Raw genomic sequence first — 17,515 nt, 5'->3', positions numbered from 1 at the left:
ATTAACACAAAAAGATGGTAGACACTTTTGTGTCTACCATCTTTATACCACTTCATAACTTAAAAGTTATCCGGTGTTTTTTACAGCTTCGGTTTTATTCATCCAGTGCTAACAATGCCAACACTGAAAATACTGTCTCCGTATGCGTAATATTTAATTTACCATGATATTTATTGACGATACGTTTAATATTAGAAAGGCCGATTCCACAAAAATGTTTCTCTGTTTTCACTGTTGCATAACTATTTTCAACTAAATTAAGTAATCCATTATATGAATTATTTACTTGAATACAAAGAAATCCTTTTTGAACACGCGCATTAACATAAATAAACTTCTCTCCATCTTCTATTTCTAAACGCTTACATGCTTCCATTGCATTATCTAATAAATTGCCCAGCAAAATTAAAATATCAATATCTCGCACTGATAATTGCGGCGGTATTATCAAATCAAATTCCAATCTTATTCCAAAATCCTCTGCGCCCTGTAACTTATTGCTAAGGATCGCATCAATTACAGAATTTCCACAGTGTGTAACAGCATGAGCTGATTCAACATCCTGATAAATAGTCTTTACATATTCCTGCGCTCTTTCCGTTTGCCCCTGCGCCAGAATCGTATTTAAATACCGAAGATGGCTTTTCATATCATGTGAAATACTACGTATCTCCTTTTGCTGACTTTCCAATTCTTTATAATAAACGTCCTGCATTGAAAGCAGTTGTTCTATAATCTGCTTTTGTTCCATTGTTTCACTGATAGACCTCGTTCGATCTGCCAAAAAATATAATGACAATCCTAATAAGAGCAATAGTCCGCTGATGATCAAAAAATTTTCCAGCATATATTCACGTGACTGTACCTGCATGGCCACATAAAATAATTTTAATATAATTAACAGCATGAATAAAGGAACACAAAACACATAAATACCATCAAAAAGTAAGTTCTTATCCTTTTCATAGTTACGCAGCTTATCAATCACAAATACACTGACAGTAAAAAGCAGATATAAAATCGCTTGTGACCAAAAAGCTGGTTCTAAATTCAAAGGATATTCAGAAATAGGATTACCACGCATCTGCCATAAAAATGTTGCTGCCAAAACAGTAAAAGCATAATTAAGTGCCACAAACATAAAGGACACTATCAATTTTACTTCCATTTGATTTCTAAAAAAGATCAGGGAAAATAATACTATAAGTGAATAACAGAACAGTGATACGAAATAAATAGAAAAACTGTTTCCAGCTGTAAATAAAACACAAAAAGCATATAAAAGCAAAGCCAGCCAATAGTATTTGGCTTTGACATCATTACGTTCTAAAAAGGTCGTAAATGCATGATGCAGCATGGCTGTTTCTGTAAAACATGCAAACCCTAATGTTAAAGCTTGATTAACTTCCATAGCCAGCCTCTATATATTGCATTAATAATTCGTAAACCTCTTTAGAACGATATTTGCTTACATAGATTTTTACTCCATTCTCCATTGTAATTACTCCCTTAAAAATATTTTTTACATAACGAAGGCTAACTACATAACTTTTATGCACCCGTACGAAATTAAATTTTTCAAGTTTTGCAGCAACTTCACTGATAGTGCCTCTAAAAGCATATCGTTGCTGCCAGCTTTGCAGATAAATTGTTTTCAAATCTGATTCAAAGTATAAAATATCTTCCAGCTTAACCTTACTGATACCCTGTTCATTACTGATACTAAAATAATGCTGATCAGCTTTTTCCTGTTTATTAAGTATTGTTCGAACTTCATTCAAAAAAACTTTTTTATCGATCGGTTTCAGTAAATACCTGTAAGCATTTACTGAATAACCTTCCAATGCAAACTCTATCGTAGATGTAACAATTAAAATCGGCACGGTAGTGTCAATTTTCCGTATTTGTTTAGCTGTCTCAATACCATTTATTGGCTCCATGTACATGTCCAAAACCAAAAGGTTGAAACGACGCCCTATCTCATACTCTCGAATCAACTCCGGTCCAGTAAGATAAGGCATAATTTCCATACGATAATTTTCTTTTTTGAGTGCCCCCAGGCATTCCATAATTTCCTGCAAATCATTTTTGCAATCATCGCATAGCGCTAAATAAAACATATCTACCACCACCTTTTCTTACATACACAGTCATCAGAAGTTTTTTATCTGCATTTTCTTTTACATTATATATCATGCAATAAAAAGTTTTAACATCATAATTTTATTTAACTTATCAAAACTATTATACTATAATTTATTTTTTCTAGCTATTCACTATAAGAAAAAATCATAAATTATCAAAATTCACAGTAATATTTCCAAAGATTATATTCGAAACTGTTAACATGCATAGCAACACTTTTCCAATAATAGTTTTACCAACTAAAAAACGCGCCTGCCGATTCGGCAAGCGCGCGTTTTTACTGGTGTCCTGGAAGGGAATCGAACCCCCGACCTATCGCTTAGGAGGCGATCGCTCTATCCTACTGAGCTACCAAGACGAAATGTTCTGCTGTTTTTCAGAACCCTTTTACTATAACACAAATAAAGCCAGCATTCAATCACAAATTTTCTGCCATTCCCGGAGGCATGCTCCATTCTACCAGCACGTCCGTATGGAACCAGAGTCTGGTCAGGCAGATCTTAAAATTTTCCAGGCTGGCCAGCGGCTCTAAAGTTTTAGTGACAAATTGCCGGATAGTATCGCCTTCCTGCACATCCAAAGTCAGTTTCTCCTGCAAAAATTTTTCTACTCTGGCTTTCGCTTCGGCGCTTTTTAAAACGACTTCCGCTTTTTTATTTTCGCTATCATATTCAACGTAGCCATAATCGCAATGATAGTTTAAGGTTACAGCAAATTTGCTCATTCTTTTTCCTCCTTAAAACTTCTGCATACATTATAGCAACTTGCAGCCAATTCTACAATAAGCAGTATTACTTGCGCGATTAAATTACTCCTTGCCGTCCTTGCTATACATAGGCCGCAATCTGACTTCCATTGGAATTTTATCGGCAGCAGCCGTTAAAAGCGCTTCTTCATACAAGGCACTCTGAGCACTGACCGGGGTAGCCTTATTGGTCACGCGCCTGTAAGTACCGTTGGACTGCATCATATGCGCACCGACATTATCACGCAGATACAGCTCAAGGATATCTTTGATCCGTTTAATATGTTCCTCACTTTCGACCGGGAAAAACAATTCTACACGGTCGTTAAGGTTTCTTGGCATCCAGTCGGCGCTGGAAAGATACAGCTGCTGTTCACCGCCGTTGGCAAACCAGAAAATGCGGCTGTGTTCCAGCTGCCTGCCGACGATGCTGCGGACGGTAATATTTTCACTGATACCTTCCAGTCCGGCCCGCAGACCGCAGATACCACGAACGATCAGCTCTACCTGCACACCGCCGATCGAGGCTTCATACAGTTTTTGAATGACCTGCTGATCGATCAGCGAATTCATTTTAACGATGATATGCCCCTTGTTGCCGGCTTTGACCTGTGCTATCTCGTTATCGATAAGCTCATAAATTTTATCACGCAAGCCCAACGGCGCCATGACCAGTTTATTCCATAAGGGCGGCTCAGAATAGCCTGACAGCAGATTAAAGAATGCCGAAGCATCGCTGCCAAACTGGTCGTTCGCTGTTAAAAGTCCCATATCCGTATACAGCTTGGCTGTATTATCGTTATAATTACCGGTGCCAAGATGCACATAGCGCTTGATGCCATCGGCTTCCTTCCGTACGATCAGAATGATCTTGGCATGGGTCTTCAGTCCCACCAGTCCGTAAATAACGTGGCAGCCGGCCTGTTCCAGACGTCTGGCCCAGATGATATTATTTTCTTCGTCAAAACGCGCCTTGAGTTCTACTAAAACTGTGACCTGCTTGCCGTTTTCGGCAGCACGGGCCAAAGCAGCCACAATGGGCGAATTACCGCTGACGCGGTACAGGGTCTGCTTGATGGCCAGTACCTTCGGGTCTGAGGCAGCATCATTAACCAGTTTTACTACCGGGTCAAAACTTTCATAGGGATGATGCAGCAAAATATCTTTGGCTCTGATAGCGCCAAACAAATCACTGTCATCCGGCAGTTCTAAAGGCCGCTGCGGCACAAAAGGCTCGTAGAGCCAGGGCCACATTCCGGGCAGGCCGGCAAATTTAAAGAAACAGGTCGCATCCAGCGGTCCGTTGATTTCAAAAATTTCCTGTTCGGATAAATCAAGATTATCACTGAGGAATTTTTTGATCCTCAGATTAGTTGTTTTATTTAATTCCAAACGCACCGCCGCACCGCGTTTTCTTTTGCGCAGCGATTTTTCTACTTCCTTCAGCAAATTATCAATGTCATCTTCATCAACATCAAGGTCGGAGTCACGTGTCAATCTAAAGGGCACTACGTCTAAAATCTGGCAGCCTTTAAATAATTCGGCACAATTACCGCTGATAACATCTTCTAAAAAAACAAAGGTGCGTTTTTCTTCGCCTTCCACTTCAACCAGCCGCGGCAGTACCGAGGGCACCTGCACCAGCCCCATGCTTTGTTCCTCGTCCTGATTGATGAGTTCCACCGCTAAATTCAATGTCCTGTTGGCCAGAAACGGAAACGGCCTGGAAGCATCGACTGCCATAGGCGTCAGAACCGGATAGACTACCTCACGGTAATATTCATCCAGCCAGCTGCGGCCTTTTTCACTGATCTTATTCACACGGCAGATCCTGATACCATTGTTTTCCAGTTCTTTAAGGATCGACAGCATGTATTTATACTGCAGCTTGACCTGCTCATGCGCGGAAGCGCTGATTTCATCCAACTGTTCCTTTACCGTCAGTCCGGAAGCATCGCGCTGGTTGATACCATCCTCCCATTTATCCCACAATCCCGCCACACGCACCATAAAAAACTCATCTAAATTAGAGGCAGTGATCGCAACGAATTTCAGGCGTTCCAGCAGCGGCGTGGTTTTGACAGCGGCTTCCTTCAGCACGCGCAGATTAAATTTAAGCCAGCTCAATTCACGATTAAAAAAATATTCAGGTTTGTTCAAATCTATGCTTTTCATCTATTCACTCACCCGTTCTAAAATTGCTTTCAAGCCGTAAACTTCTTCAAAAAACACGGCTTTGCCATCAAAAGTCCATTCCTCCAAAGTCAGGTCGACCTTGCTTTTGGCTTCGATCCGCATCGTCCCATCCTTAACGCTGACTTTGCAAAGCTTGATTTTCTGCTGATAGCTGCGGTCCATGGCATCGGCCAGACGCACTAAGGCAGCTATTTTAGCTACTAAAGGCGTCAGTTCTTTTTCTATTTCCGGGCTGCCGGCCTTATTTTCAAAAAGCTGATTGGCATGATAATAGCTTGCCAGAGCCACGATTTTTTTGTCATCATCGCTGAAGCCCAAAATGTCTGTAGACATGATCAGCTTATAGGTATAAAGCGAATGACTGCGCATGGAAATATATTTGCCGATGTCATGCAGCAGTGCCGTGGCCTGTACCAGGGTGCGGCAGTGACTGTCCATGCCGTGACTTTTGCTCAGTTTATCAAACATCGCCAGCGCCAGCCGCTCTACCTGCCGGGCATGCTTGGCATCATAGTTATAATGCTCGCCAATATTATGGATCAGGCTCAATTGTTCTTTTTCCAGTTCAGCGGCATATTCTTTGTCCGTCTTCGGCCCTATATGCAGCAACTGGATACCGTCGATAAAGCGATCGGCGGTAATAATGATCTCTTTGGTAGGAACCAGAGCCAGCAGCTGTTCGTACAAAAGGATCGTCGGCAAGACCAGTTCCGCCACGCTTTCCTTGATATTGAACACTTTGATGATCTGCGGCAGGTTCAGTTTATGGACTTTGTTAAAGAGCTCCATAAACTCCTCGGCTTTGATCCGCGTCACTTTAGCCTGAATATCCATGCCCAGCATCTGTAAAAGCAATTCCGTTTCAGTACCTGACAGAATCAGATAGCGGATATTCGCATCTTTCAGGGTTTCGCGCACCGGTCCCATCGTGCTGGCTAAAAATTCTGTCAGCGCCCGATTGAACTGCGTGCCGTTACGCTGGTTCCGGTTGAAGCTTTCTTTGATCCGAATGATGCCTACATGAAAATTCTGCTGATATTTGATTTTTTCATCATCGACAAAAGTAATACCCAAGCCGCCTGAGGAAATATCCATCAGCAGCATGCCGTACTCTTTGCCAGTAACGCCTTCACTGCGTAAGGTCTGCCGAATCGCCGTATACTTGGTATAAATTTCCTGGGGCATATCGACGACCTTTACTTTCAAGCCGGTTTTGATATAGATCTGGTCCAGCAAAAAGACCTGGTTCAAGGCTTCGCGCACGGCAGTAGTCGCCTGTACACTGCATTCTTCCACTCCATATTCGGTCATCAGGCGTTTATATCCCTGCAGCAGCTCGCAGATCTCGCTGACCATACTGAAAGGAATAATTTTATTCTTAAAAGTTTCTTCGCCCAATTTGACCCTGTGGTTGCATTGTTCGATGACTTTTACTTTATTCATATTACGGTATTCAACTATCTGCATGCTGATCATCTCTGATCCCAAATGGATAGCCGCAAAGGTTGTATAACTTTTCTTTTTCACACACAAACCTCCTTTATTTTATATTAAATTCGACGCCAGACCTCTAAATCCTTGCATAAATGTTACTTTTTACAATTCTTTGAGTAAAATTTTACAAAGTCAATAAAATTACGCAGGATTTTTTTTATCTGTGAGTAATATATAAAATATATAGTTTTTATAGAGGAATGTTTTTCTATTTACTGGGAGTGAAGAATATGCAGCGTATCGCAATCATCGATATCGGTTCCAACTCGGCTCGTCTGGTAATCAGCCATATTTATAAAAACGGCGCCTACAACATGGTCTATAATCAGAAAGAAGCCCTGCGTCTGAGTCAGAAGCTTGATAAAACCGGCCGTTTGACAGAGGAAGCCTTCGCCTCGACTCTGGAAACGATGAAAAGCTTTGCTTATATGTGCAAGCTTTATAATGCCGATAAAACTATTGCCGTGGCAACTGCCGCTATCCGTTCGGCTCCCAACGGTCCCGAACTGACACGCCTTGTCGAGGCAGAAACAGGTATTACCCTGCATATCATTACAGGCAATACCGAAGCCTATATCAGTTATCTTGGCGTCATCAACACTCTGCCTGTTAAAGACGGCATTATCTTTGACTTGGGCGGCGGCAGTACAGAGTTGATCCTTTTTAAAAACAGGCAGATCGTGGAATCTGTTTCCATGCCTTTTGGCGCGGTAAATACCACGGATATGTTCAATACCCGCGGCACGATGTCGCCTAACGTCTACAGCGATATGAGCTTTTTCCTGCTCAGCCGTCTGGCGCAACATCCCTGGCTCAAACAAAACCGTCTGCCGCTGATCGGTGTCGGCGGTACGGCGCGTACCCTTGGCAAAATGCAGCAAAAACGCAGTAAATATCCGTCTTCTAAAATTCATAATTACAAATTTTCCGCACAGGCCTTTCATGATATTTTCAGTCAGCTGCGCGGTACAAATTTAGAACAGCGCCGCAAAATAGCCGGTCTCAGCAGCGAACGTGCCGATATTATTTTAGCCGGCGCCGGTATCGTCAATTGTTTGCTGGAAATCACCGGCTGTAAGCAGCTGATCGTTTCCGGCTGCGGCCTGCGTGAAGGTTTATTTTTCGATTACTATTCCAAATCTGAAAATATGCCTTTGATCGCGCCGGATATTCTGGACCGCAGTACGCAGAACATTTTAACATTATATACGCCTGACACTACGCACAGCAAGCACATCACCGAGCTGGCTCTGACTATGTTCGACGCCTGGAAGGATTTACATAAGCTTGATAAAAATTATAGAAAATTACTGAAAACAGCATCACTGCTGCATGATATCGGTATTACCATCAACTTCTACAGCCATGCCCGCCACAGTGCCTATATGATCCAAAACGCCCAGATTTTTGGTCTTTCGCATCGTGAACAGCTGATAACCTCCGTTATCGCCGGCTGGCATAACGGTATTTCCAAAAATTATTTTCGTGACCGGATCTACAAGGAGTTATTGGACGAAAACCACTGGCAGGCCATTAATAAATTAGCGCTGCTGCTGGCTCTGGCAGAAAGCCTTGACTATTCACAAACCAATCAGATTCGCGGTATTCAGCCGCGCCTCGAAAAAAAACATGCGGTGTTATCTTTACATGCCGAGGGCATACCCAGTATCGAAATGCATCAGATCAAGCAGCATATCCGCTGGTTTGCCAAAGTTTTTGGTGTCGAGCTCAGCGTACAGCTGGAATAAAAAAATACCTGTTATTTAAACGTGACAAGCGTTTAGATAACAGGTATTTTTGTTCTTATTTTGCAGCGGCCCGCAGAATTCCGTAAACCATCAGCACACTGTTGTACAGATCTTCTTCTAAAATAAATTCATCTACCGTGTGTACTTCGCTCATGCCTGTACCCAAAATAACGCAGGGTACGCCATAAGCATTGATAAAGTTGGCATCACTGCCGCCGCCTGTTACGGTAACATCCGGAGTAAAACCGTTTTCTTGACAGGATTCCAGCGCCAGCTTCACAACATCAGAATCATGACTGAGGTCAAAAGGCTGATATTTATGGATGATCTCCACATCTACCGTTCCACCATTGGCAACAACGCCCGCTGTAACGGTATTGACCAGATAATCACGCTGTTCAGCCAGTTTAGCAAGGTTACGGCTGCGGACGTCGCTTTGGATCTCGACCAGATCGGGAACAATATTAGTGGCTAACCCGCCATGAATAATGCCGATATTACAGGTCGTTTCTTCATCGATCCGGGCATATTTTTCAACGCCGGCTAAAGCTTTAGCCGCTACCATGATCGCATTGATACCTTTTTCAGGGGCAAGTCCGCCATGGGCAGTTTTACCATGTACCTTGAAATGTACCCGGTCCTGTCCCGGCGCTGCCGTAACTATTTCTCCCGGATGGCCTTCACCGTCCAGAGCATAACCAACATCGGCATGCAGCAGGCTTTTATCCATACAGCGCGAACCGTTGACTCCACCTTCCTCTGCAATCGTAAACAAAACCTGGATATCACCGTATTCAACCTTTGTCTCCTGCAGCATCCGTACGGCTTCCAATATAGCCACTACGCCGGATTTATCATCACTGCCTAAAATAGTGGTTCCGTCTGACAGTATCTTACCATCTTTTTTTATGGGCTTAATGCCTGCGCACGGTTCTACACAGTCCATATGCGCCGTCAGCAGCACGCGTTTCGCTCCGACTTTGTTACCCGGCAACCATCCCCATAAGTTACCGCACTCTCCGCCTAATTCTTTACCTGCGTCATCTTCCTGTGTTACAAAACCCAGATCTTTCAGCTTCTTTTGCAAAAGTTCAAAAATCTGCCTTTCTTTCAGAGTATGACAGGGAACAGAAACCAATTCCACAAATTCATCAAAAATTCTTTCCTTGTTTGCTTCTGCCATTGTCAACACTACCTTTCAAAATTATAAATTACAGCCAGCCGGTATGTTCCAGCAGGATCTTCGTCCCGATAATAATAAGTACGCAGCCGCCTACTAACGTAGCTCTGCTGCCGATCCTTTCACCTAATCTGAACCCGGCCAAACCACCTACCATAGAAAAAATAAAAGTTACCAGGCCGATCAGCCCGGCCGCACTCCAGATCTGCACGTCCAGAAAGGCAAAACTCACGCCGACCGCCAAAGCATCGATACTGGTAGCTACTGCCAACGTCAGCATTTCTCTGATATTATAGTGCTGCTTCAAATCACAGCTGTCAGCAGTCTCCGCCTCGCGCAGCATCTTGATCCCCAGATAGACCAGCAGTGCAAAAGCGATCCAGTGATCATAGGCTTCGATATAAGCTCTGAACCTTATCGCACAGAAAAACCCCAGCACAGGCATCAGCGCCTGAAAAAAACCAAACCAGATCCCAAAACGCAGTGCTCCGCCGAAGCGCGAAGCCGGAGCTAAAGCCAAACTGCCGCAGATAGACACTGTAAAAGCATCCATTGCTAATCCTACGGCCAAAAGCAGTAACTCTGGTAAACTCAAAATCAACCCTCCGCAACAAGTTTTAATCTAATTCGCTGACAGCAGCAGCGCCAAAAATATCTGCAATAAGATGCTTTGATTTCTCTTTGACTTCCGCATCCGCATATCCCCGGACCTGCACTAAGGCATAGGTAATAGCTATAAAATCATCGCTGTAGCCCAGCACAGGCGTCAAGTCGGGAATAAAATCCAGCGGCGCGATCAAATAACCGATCGCACCTGTAATAAGCGCTTTCTGCTGCAGCGGAACCTCAGGCTTCTGCAAAACATACCACAGCTGCAGCACCTTATAAACGGCGCCGACGCCAATGATTTTGGCATATTTCCGCAGCTTGTCTTTGAAGCCGCGCTCACTGTACTCCTGCTCATATTTCTGCAGTTCTTTGGCATTGATCTTAGAACTGTCAAAATTTTCCTCTGTTTGTTTTTTATCACTCATCATCTATCGCCTCAACAAACTTTTTTGCTATGATGTTTCAGCCAAAAGCTTCTGTCCTTGCGTATCTTCAAGACCCTGAATAAGCTGGAGACCAGCATCACGCCAACAGCTATAGCGCACGAGTCTGTTATTGCCGTCAACAAAATCGACATACCGCCATTATAATCATTGTTGATAACGGCAAACATACCTTTATAAATGCCTAAGCCCGGCACCAGCGGAATGATCCCCGGTATAACAAAAACGGTAGCTGGCTGCTTGAAGATCCTGGCGGAAAGCTCGCTTAAAAGCGCCAGCGCCACTGTCCCCAAAAAGTTGGCATAAAAAGAGCTGTAACCAAGCTGATCACGCAGACTGATAAAAACGACCCAGCCCACCGCGCCGATCAAGCCGTCAGTCAGCAGTATTTTTTTAGGCGACTGGAACAATACCGCGAAAGCCATAGTCGCAATAAAAGCAAAGGCGAAGGAAGTAATTATTTCCATAGGTCCCACCCCCACAATACCCAGGCCCGCAGCGAAAAGGCGATCCCGATAGCGATCGACGCGGCAAAAAGCAGCGCTTCGGCGATCCGTGCGTTACCAGAAAGCAGATCGCCGGCCATATAGTCACGCAAACCGTTCGTGAACGCCACGCCCGGTACAAAAGGCATCAAGGCGCCAACAATGATCTTTTCCATGGTACACTGCACGCTGACAGCGCAGCAGATAAGCGCCACTACGCCAATAGCCACACCCGCCAGCGCATTCTCCCAAAAAGCACTGGGGCGATAGCCGGCGATCTGTTTTAAAACCAGCATTGCAATACCACCGGTCATAAAAGCAGCAATAAAATCATGGGTGTTGCCCCCCAGCATAGCAGAAAACGAAGCCGAAGCTATGGCGGAAGCCAGACAAACCTTCCATTTGCCATAGGGGGCCGGCGCTTGCAGCTTTTCTTCGAGCCAGGCGATCGTGCCCCGATAGCTCATCGGCCAGCGCTCAAATTTATAGGACATATCATTCATTTCACTGATCATCCCCAAATTGGTGCTGCGATAACGGATACGGCTGACACAATTAAAGCTGTCAACCTGCTCGTTGCCCAAAATTATTACCGTTGGCGTCACAAAAATATCGACTTCATAGCCATTGGCAATACAAAAGCGGTTGATAGTATCCTCTACGCGATACGTTTCCGCACCACTCTTGAGCAGGATCTTGCCTACCATTAACGCTACTTTCAGGGTCTCGTCCCGCGTCATTTTATTTTCAAGCTCTTGTTCCATCGTCATTCCCCATTAGCAAAAAGCTGTGCCACAGCAGCTTTAAAACGGTTGGCGCCGCCCATGGACGGATGCGGCACGCATGCTACGCATTCCACGCCATAACGCTGCAGCGTCCCGGCTGACTTTTGACCAATAGCAACTATTTTTAAAGTCGGGATTAACGCCAGCAGCATTTTTGCATATTCTATACCTGCATCAAGTTCGTCATTAGTAGGCGTCCGATTTGTCAGCAAATTATCTTTTTTATGCGGATGAAAAGGAAAAATATTCCATAAAACAGTATCACAGGCAGACAATTCATGTCTGGCCAAAGTATTCCACATCACCGTCGCCGTAGGCTCGTTAAAACCGCTTTGTTTTTGCGTAGCCTTAAGCATTTTACTTGCAGGATTACTGGTTCTGCGATAATCCCATTCACCTAAAACAACTTCCGGCCTGATATCAGGATGCAATCCCAATAAAATTCGTTCGGAAGTCATCGCCATTCCCGAAAAATGGCCGCCCTGATAGCCAAGTCCTTCAGCAATAAATAAATAATGCGCCTTTTGACGCAGCTGCAAATATCTGGTCAAATTAGCCGCACGAATAGCAGGCGCTTCACTGCTTATATCACATTCAGGATCATAATCGCGCCAGGGGTTGAAAACCAAAGGGCTTTGATATTCTTTTAATGCCTGCATAAAAGTTTCAATTTTCACTTTATCCCTCCGAGGTTTATTATATCATAAAAAGCCGGCAAGCATAGTGCTGCCGGGCGCAGATTTTTTTACAAAATAAGTATTGTAAGTAAATAAATAGAAAAACGCCCGTGCCAAGCACGGGCGCCAACTTTAATATCAGAACAGCAGAATAACCATACCTGCCAGCAGAGCCAGCGTAATCCCCAGGGCATTACGTTTGCAGACCTCCATGGGATCGACACCGGCGATACCGGCGCAGATAATGGTTGCGCCTGCAATCGGCGACATCGTACGACCCAAAGTTCCGCCCAAAGCGGCCATGGAGCCCATATCGATAGCCTGCAGACCAAACTGTGCCGCATGCGGAGTAACTGCTTCGTTAAACGCTACAGTTGCCGCATCACCGGAACCGGAGATCATGGCCAGAATGAAAGGGCCAAAGGTTGCAGCTATCTTTACGATACCTGTTGATTCAAGCATCCAGTTGATCAATGCTTTGACCAGCCCTAAAGACTGCATACCGGAAACAAACACGCCGACAGAGATAATGATACCGATAATATTGGCATAAGCATCGCCCATACCATCAAAGAAAGATTTTGTAAGTTTAGTAGGATTGCTGCGAGTCACCGCCAGGCTCAGTAATGCACCGATCAGCATGGCCTGAGGCACGCCCATTTTCAGAAGCGGAACCATACCGGTAGAGCCAACCAGCAAAATAACGACCGGCAAAAGCGGCATCATCGCATACAGCGGATTGATCTTTAAATCCTCAGCAACCGCATCGCTGCCACCTTCAGGCAGATACCCTTTATTTTCTTTCAGGAAGATCGCCAGGATCGTCAAGGTTGTAGCGGCGATAATCACACCAACAATATCCGCCATCATATGATGCGTGATAACTTCCGTGATCTCGACATTGGACAGCTTGGCAATAACGCCGTTATGCACCAGACCAGGATTAAGCATACTGCCGTAAGTACCAGACTTGACAGCTGCTGCCGCCATCGCCGGATGGATACCCGCCGACATCAGGATCGGGATAAAAATAACGCCTACGGCAGCACTGCAGCCTGCAGCACTGGGAATAGCGATATTAATGATAAAAGTCGCGATAGTCGCGCCAGGAATGAGCATGAAACCCATTTTCTTCAGAACTTTACCAATAGCGACGACCAGATGCTTATCACAGCCGGTGTATTTCATCACCATAGCAAAACCCATACAGGAACATACCGACGTAATAAGTCCGGCATTGGTCATACTCTTGGCAAAAGCATCCAGAGCCGCCATCGGCTTGCCTGCAATAGCAGCCATTAAAATGCCTGCAGCAATAAGCACCATTCTTGATTCGTGTCTTTTAAGCAACAGATAAATGACACCAATAACAATAATTGCACCAATAATTACCATCATAAATAACCCCTCCAAAAAAACTGATTTAGGGTATTATAGCATTGCTGCAATGTAAATTTCCAGCCTTTATGCATATGTATACAAAATACATTCGCTCTGTACTGAATGTTTTTATTGATTTCTGAGCTGCCGTTCGGAATATTCATGGATAATATAGTTCGTCAGCGCATCTTCATAAGCTGTCGCCGGCGCAGGATTATCCATCTGATCCTCAAACTCCAGATCAGCAGAATAATAAAAGGCTTTACCGCCAAAATATCCCAAAGCAAACGGTGTATCTACCACTTCCAGTAAATTGCGGCCCATAAAATCGTCAGGTGCTTTGAGCCCTGCCAGATACAGTAACGTCGGAGCCAGATCTATCTGCGAGGCATAATCTTTGGTCATTAAATTATTCAAAGGCTGTAAATTTTTAGATACAAAAATCAACGGGATGGGAGCGATACTTTTCCTGTCATTCTCATTCGTAACGATCTTGGTATATTCACCGCCTGAATGAGGATTATGGTCGGCCGTAATGATAAAAAGCGTTCGGTCATCCATTAAGCCTTTAGCTTCGGCCTGCTCAAAAAAGTTTTTCAGCGTCTGATCGACCCAATACATACCTCGAATCGTCACCAGTTCGTGATCACGTACTGCTTCCGGCATATCCGCCCAGCTAATGCCATAATAGGGATACGGCTGATGCATATCCAGTGTTTTAGTTACCAACAGCATTTTATCCTTACGTCCTGCTTCTAAAAGCCGCAGCGTTTCTTTATATAACACATCATTGTGATAACCCCAGCCGCTGGCGCCGCTATAGCCCAGATCCTGCAGATATTCTTTGGCATAATATTCCTTCATGCCAAACTGCTGCGGATATTCACGCACTTCATTACTGTAATACTGACTGGAGGCATTCATAAAAATACCGCGCCAACCCGCTTCCTGTACGGAGCGGAACAGTGATCCCTGATTGGCGCCATTGATATCTTCATCAAAAATCAGATGCGAACGGAAAGTGGCATTCAGCCCCTGCGTCGTCGGGATAGCCGAAGAATAATAATTGTCCAGACGCGGATATTTAGCAAGCAGACTGTCTAAAAACGGCGTAGTTTCCCTGGGGATATTTTTATTATAGAAACCTATATAATCACGATGTACTGATTCTAAAACCAATAATACGATTTTATCATATTGTGCTTCCAGCGGCTGCAGCGCCTTCTGCGTTCTTAAAATCCCCAGTTCTTTCAGCACGCGTTCATCTTTTGCGGTCAAAGGCCGCTGCTCGATATGCTTACGTCTGGCGATCTTATCTGTATCAAACAGCATTTTGCTGACAAAATTGACATTGACTGGCGTCGTCAGCAAATTCCTGTAGTCACTGCGGATCATCTCACTGGTTTCATCGCCCCAGACACAAACATATTCGGTCAAAATATATTTATTGACCTGTACCATCGACCAATAGGAAAGATTCAGGCCCAGAAAAAATACGGCTACACATAGCAGCGACCAGGCAAAGTTCGGTTTGCGTTTTTGCGGCTTCGTCACCCGGAACAATAATAAAACCGCCAGCACGGCACCACTTATACCGACAAGCTGCAATGTCGTCATCCCTGATAAAACACCCTGCATAGCGTAGACATTCAGGTTCTTGAATAAAACGCTTTCGACGTGCATCGAAGTCTGCCAAAAATAGAAAGCGTCAAAAATCATTGTCAACGCAGTAAAAAAATACACAGCAAAATAAACCGCCTTCATGATTGCAGAAGGCCATTTATGATAACACATCGCTGCCAGAAGTACCAAAACAATATTATTATTTAAACCTGTAAGGATCGCCAGGACCGTCAAAAAACCTTTATCAAGACTCAGCTGACTGACCATAAAGCCGGCGATCAGCAAATACAATACCCCAAGCACAACTACGGGGAAATAGCGCTTCGTGCGATCGACAAGCCGATTACGCCTGAAATACAATAAGCCCGCCACACCAGCCAAAAGCAGGTCCCGCAGGCAATTATTAACGACCGTCATCCACCACTCATCTTCCGGAAACGGCACTATTTCGATATAAAACTGACGCGCAAAAAACGCTTCAGCTGCAAACAGCAGCAAAAGAATTACCAGGATCATACTGCGCCTATACATATTTTCACATCCGCCGGCTTACGCCAAAAACTTGATCGGAACAGGATGCAGCTCTATCTGCAGCGGCGCCGAAGTAATAGCGTCACCATCCAGCTCGGCTGCAAAATCTTCCACATTACAACGGATCTCTACTTTCTGGGCCTGCCTGATAATGATACTTTTATCAAGCTGCAATGCTTCCATTGCGATGACGGCCGCATAACGCATAAAATCGGCTCGGGTATCGCCGGTAAAAATGGCGACATATAACCGTGGTGAACATAATGACGCCCCATTGAACAGGCTGTACCTGCCTGCGTAGTAGCGGCTTTTCCCTACGATCACCGACGAAGCATCGTACCATTCTGCCTCATCGTCCAGGCGCACCTGAAACTTATACCGCCAGTTATTATACACAAACTCTTTGCGCATCATTTCTGTACCCTGCCAGACATACGCCAGCTTGGACAGTAACTTCTTCTCCAGTTCTGATACGTTATCGACTACCAGCGAATCAAATCCGATACCAGCCACGGTTAAAAAAATATGACCGTTAGCCTTACCAAGCCTTACCGGTGAAACAATACCCTTGCTGACCCGCTTGACCCATTTGGCGGGATCGTTGCTCATCAAAAGCTCTTTAGCTACCAAATTAACTGTACCAGCCGGAAACACGCTGACATACGGCATCTGCTCGTGCTTGGCAAAAATATCGATTATCGCCCGCAAAGTACCATCGCCGCCGGCAACAATTACCCAATCATATTTTTCCTGGCAAATACGCTCCGCCAGACCTTCAACCTGCTCAAAGGATTTAATTTCAACAATTTCCAGACTTTTCGGATCAATGACCTGTTTCAGTCTTTTTTTAACTTCATTCACTCTGGCCAGCATACTCGCAAACAACTGCTTCCCAGAATTACGGTTATAAACGATCATTATCTTTTGAAAAGCTGCAATGTCGACACGGTTCGGCATATCACAATCTCCTATTTCGTCAATCCAGCAAGCAAAACTGGTCTTACTTCATATTATAACATAATCCCAAATGACATCAGTAGCCAGACACATACGATCAGAAAATCCATTTCTTCCTGGCTAAATAATTCCAGATGACAACAATGCAGCTGGCCAATACTTTGGCAAACATCGGCTGCCATGACATCATTCCTACAAAAATATACATTAAAATCAGATTAAAAGCAAGCCCCATGATACTGACGGCAAAAACTAAAGACAGCTCTTTGCCTTTTTCATACCTGGCCCCGCTGGTAAAAACCAAAATATTACCCAGGAAATAATGATATAGCGTCGCCAGGCAAAACGCCGCCGCCGTCGCCAGCATATACTCCATGCCCAAGCCCTGATTAAAGCCGTAAAAAAACGCCCACTCTACCAGTGCCGCCGTCCCGCCAACGAACAAATATAAAATTATCTTGATCCATTCCTTATCAGTATAATCGACGCCGAACAACGTTTTTTTAGACATGTGACA

16 protein-coding genes and 1 tRNA gene are annotated in these 17,515 nt (G+C 44.4%); 1 reads left to right on the top strand and 16 read right to left on the bottom strand.

Going from position 1 to position 17,515, the window contains the following annotated elements; all coding sequences use genetic code 11:
• Positions 1-94 precede the first annotated feature (94 nt).
• The 6 genes from Q4G98_RS04660 to Q4G98_RS04635 all read right to left on the bottom strand — a co-directional run bounded on the left by Q4G98_RS04660 (position 95) and on the right by Q4G98_RS04635 (position 6,613).
• Positions 95-1,411 carry a sensor histidine kinase gene (locus Q4G98_RS04660; RefSeq protein WP_177561091.1) on the bottom strand — a complete coding sequence of 439 codons (1,317 nt, stop codon included), beginning with the start codon at positions 1,409-1,411 and terminating at the stop codon, positions 95-97.
• On the bottom strand, positions 1,401-2,120 hold the full coding sequence (locus tag Q4G98_RS04655; protein WP_301961859.1) for a LytTR family DNA-binding domain-containing protein: 720 nt from the start codon (positions 2,118-2,120) through the stop codon (positions 1,401-1,403). Before Q4G98_RS04655 ends, Q4G98_RS04660 begins: the two co-directional genes overlap by 11 nt.
• A gap of 306 nt (positions 2,121-2,426) precedes the next feature.
• A tRNA-Arg gene (locus Q4G98_RS04650) sits at positions 2,427-2,503 on the bottom strand.
• 60 nt (positions 2,504-2,563) lie between these two features.
• Positions 2,564-2,869, bottom strand: coding sequence for a hypothetical protein (locus Q4G98_RS04645; protein ID WP_177561093.1), 306 nt, complete (start codon positions 2,867-2,869; stop codon positions 2,564-2,566).
• Positions 2,870-2,953: 84 nt separating this feature from the next.
• A complete protein-coding gene (locus tag Q4G98_RS04640; protein ID WP_177561094.1) occupies positions 2,954-5,065 on the bottom strand; it encodes an RNA degradosome polyphosphate kinase in 2,112 nt (703 codons plus the stop codon).
• A complete protein-coding gene (locus tag Q4G98_RS04635) occupies positions 5,066-6,613 on the bottom strand; it encodes an HD domain-containing protein (protein WP_177561095.1) in 1,548 nt (515 codons plus the stop codon).
• A gap of 197 nt (positions 6,614-6,810) precedes the next feature.
• On the opposite strand from Q4G98_RS04635, the gene Q4G98_RS04630 reads away from it, so the two are divergent.
• Complete coding sequence (locus tag Q4G98_RS04630; protein ID WP_293717635.1) at positions 6,811-8,328, top strand: Ppx/GppA phosphatase family protein; 1,518 nt, start codon at positions 6,811-6,813, stop codon at positions 8,326-8,328.
• A gap of 55 nt (positions 8,329-8,383) precedes the next feature.
• Here Q4G98_RS04630 and Q4G98_RS04625 read toward each other — a convergent pair whose 3' ends face one another.
• The 10 genes from Q4G98_RS04625 to Q4G98_RS04580 form a co-directional block, all read right to left on the bottom strand.
• The gene (locus tag Q4G98_RS04625; protein WP_298564176.1) at positions 8,384-9,511 is read right to left on the bottom strand and encodes a M20/M25/M40 family metallo-hydrolase; all 1,128 of its coding nucleotides are present in this window, start codon (positions 9,509-9,511) and stop codon (positions 8,384-8,386) included.
• A 28-nt stretch (positions 9,512-9,539) separates the two neighbouring features.
• Positions 9,540-10,103 carry a manganese efflux pump MntP family protein gene (locus Q4G98_RS04620; RefSeq protein WP_298564174.1) on the bottom strand — a complete coding sequence of 188 codons (564 nt, stop codon included), beginning with the start codon at positions 10,101-10,103 and terminating at the stop codon, positions 9,540-9,542.
• A gap of 22 nt (positions 10,104-10,125) precedes the next feature.
• Entirely contained in the window at positions 10,126-10,545 is a 420-nt protein-coding gene (locus tag Q4G98_RS04615) for a YkvA family protein (RefSeq protein ID WP_298564172.1), read from the bottom strand.
• Between the two features lie 8 nt (positions 10,546-10,553).
• Positions 10,554-11,027 (bottom strand): threonine/serine exporter family protein, encoded by a 474-nt coding sequence (locus Q4G98_RS04610; protein WP_177561099.1) that lies wholly within the window; start codon positions 11,025-11,027, stop codon positions 10,554-10,556.
• The gene (locus Q4G98_RS04605) at positions 11,018-11,809 is read right to left on the bottom strand and encodes a threonine/serine exporter ThrE family protein (RefSeq protein ID WP_298564170.1); all 792 of its coding nucleotides are present in this window, start codon (positions 11,807-11,809) and stop codon (positions 11,018-11,020) included. Before Q4G98_RS04605 ends, Q4G98_RS04610 begins: the two co-directional genes overlap by 10 nt.
• Before the next feature lie 2 nt (positions 11,810-11,811).
• Positions 11,812-12,507, bottom strand: a complete 696-nt coding sequence (locus Q4G98_RS04600; RefSeq protein WP_293545495.1) for a uracil-DNA glycosylase — start codon at positions 12,505-12,507, stop codon at positions 11,812-11,814.
• A gap of 138 nt (positions 12,508-12,645) precedes the next feature.
• Positions 12,646-13,905: a C4-dicarboxylate transporter DcuC gene (gene dcuC, locus Q4G98_RS04595; protein WP_293717628.1), complete on the bottom strand. Its 1,260-nt coding sequence runs from the start codon at positions 13,903-13,905 to the stop codon at positions 12,646-12,648.
• A 111-nt stretch (positions 13,906-14,016) separates the two neighbouring features.
• Positions 14,017-16,041 (bottom strand): LTA synthase family protein, encoded by a 2,025-nt coding sequence (locus tag Q4G98_RS04590; protein ID WP_298564167.1) that lies wholly within the window; start codon positions 16,039-16,041, stop codon positions 14,017-14,019.
• An 18-nt stretch (positions 16,042-16,059) separates the two neighbouring features.
• Positions 16,060-16,998, bottom strand: coding sequence for a diacylglycerol kinase family protein (locus tag Q4G98_RS04585; RefSeq protein WP_298564165.1), 939 nt, complete (start codon positions 16,996-16,998; stop codon positions 16,060-16,062).
• Positions 16,999-17,095: 97 nt separating this feature from the next.
• Positions 17,096-17,509: a GtrA family protein gene (locus tag Q4G98_RS04580; RefSeq protein WP_298564163.1), complete on the bottom strand. Its 414-nt coding sequence runs from the start codon at positions 17,507-17,509 to the stop codon at positions 17,096-17,098.
• Positions 17,510-17,515: the final 6 nt, after the last annotated feature.

Origin of the sequence: uncultured Phascolarctobacterium sp., assembly GCF_958349595.1 — a bacterium.
GTDB lineage: Bacteria > Bacillota > Negativicutes > Acidaminococcales > Acidaminococcaceae > Phascolarctobacterium.
The sequence above is the reverse complement of the archived record's forward strand: the minus strand, read 5'-3'. Positions and strand labels throughout refer to the sequence as shown.

Bases quoted from the DNA above. Each gene is read 5' to 3' on its own strand.
- Q4G98_RS04660 (WP_177561091.1), bottom strand. From the start codon at position 1,411: ATGGAAGTTAATCAAGCTTTAACATTAGGGTTTGCATGTTTTACAGAA.
- Q4G98_RS04655 (WP_301961859.1), bottom strand. From the start codon at position 2,120: ATGTTTTATTTAGCGCTATGCGATGATTGCAAAAATGATTTGCAGGAA.
- Q4G98_RS04645 (WP_177561093.1), bottom strand. From the start codon at position 2,869: ATGAGCAAATTTGCTGTAACCTTAAACTATCATTGCGATTATGGCTAC.
- Q4G98_RS04640 (WP_177561094.1), bottom strand. From the start codon at position 5,065: ATGAAAAGCATAGATTTGAACAAACCTGAATATTTTTTTAATCGTGAA.
- Q4G98_RS04630 (WP_293717635.1), top strand. From the start codon at position 6,811: ATGCAGCGTATCGCAATCATCGATATCGGTTCCAACTCGGCTCGTCTG.
- Q4G98_RS04625 (WP_298564176.1), bottom strand. From the start codon at position 9,511: ATGGCAGAAGCAAACAAGGAAAGAATTTTTGATGAATTTGTGGAATTG.
- Q4G98_RS04615 (WP_298564172.1), bottom strand. From the start codon at position 10,545: ATGATGAGTGATAAAAAACAAACAGAGGAAAATTTTGACAGTTCTAAG.
- Q4G98_RS04610 (WP_177561099.1), bottom strand. From the start codon at position 11,027: ATGGAAATAATTACTTCCTTCGCCTTTGCTTTTATTGCGACTATGGCT.
- Q4G98_RS04605 (WP_298564170.1), bottom strand. From the start codon at position 11,809: ATGGAACAAGAGCTTGAAAATAAAATGACGCGGGACGAGACCCTGAAA.
- dcuC (WP_293717628.1), bottom strand. From the start codon at position 13,905: ATGATGGTAATTATTGGTGCAATTATTGTTATTGGTGTCATTTATCTG.
- Q4G98_RS04590 (WP_298564167.1), bottom strand. From the start codon at position 16,041: ATGTATAGGCGCAGTATGATCCTGGTAATTCTTTTGCTGCTGTTTGCA.
- Q4G98_RS04585 (WP_298564165.1), bottom strand. From the start codon at position 16,998: ATGCCGAACCGTGTCGACATTGCAGCTTTTCAAAAGATAATGATCGTT.
- Q4G98_RS04580 (WP_298564163.1), bottom strand. From the start codon at position 17,509: ATGTCTAAAAAAACGTTGTTCGGCGTCGATTATACTGATAAGGAATGG.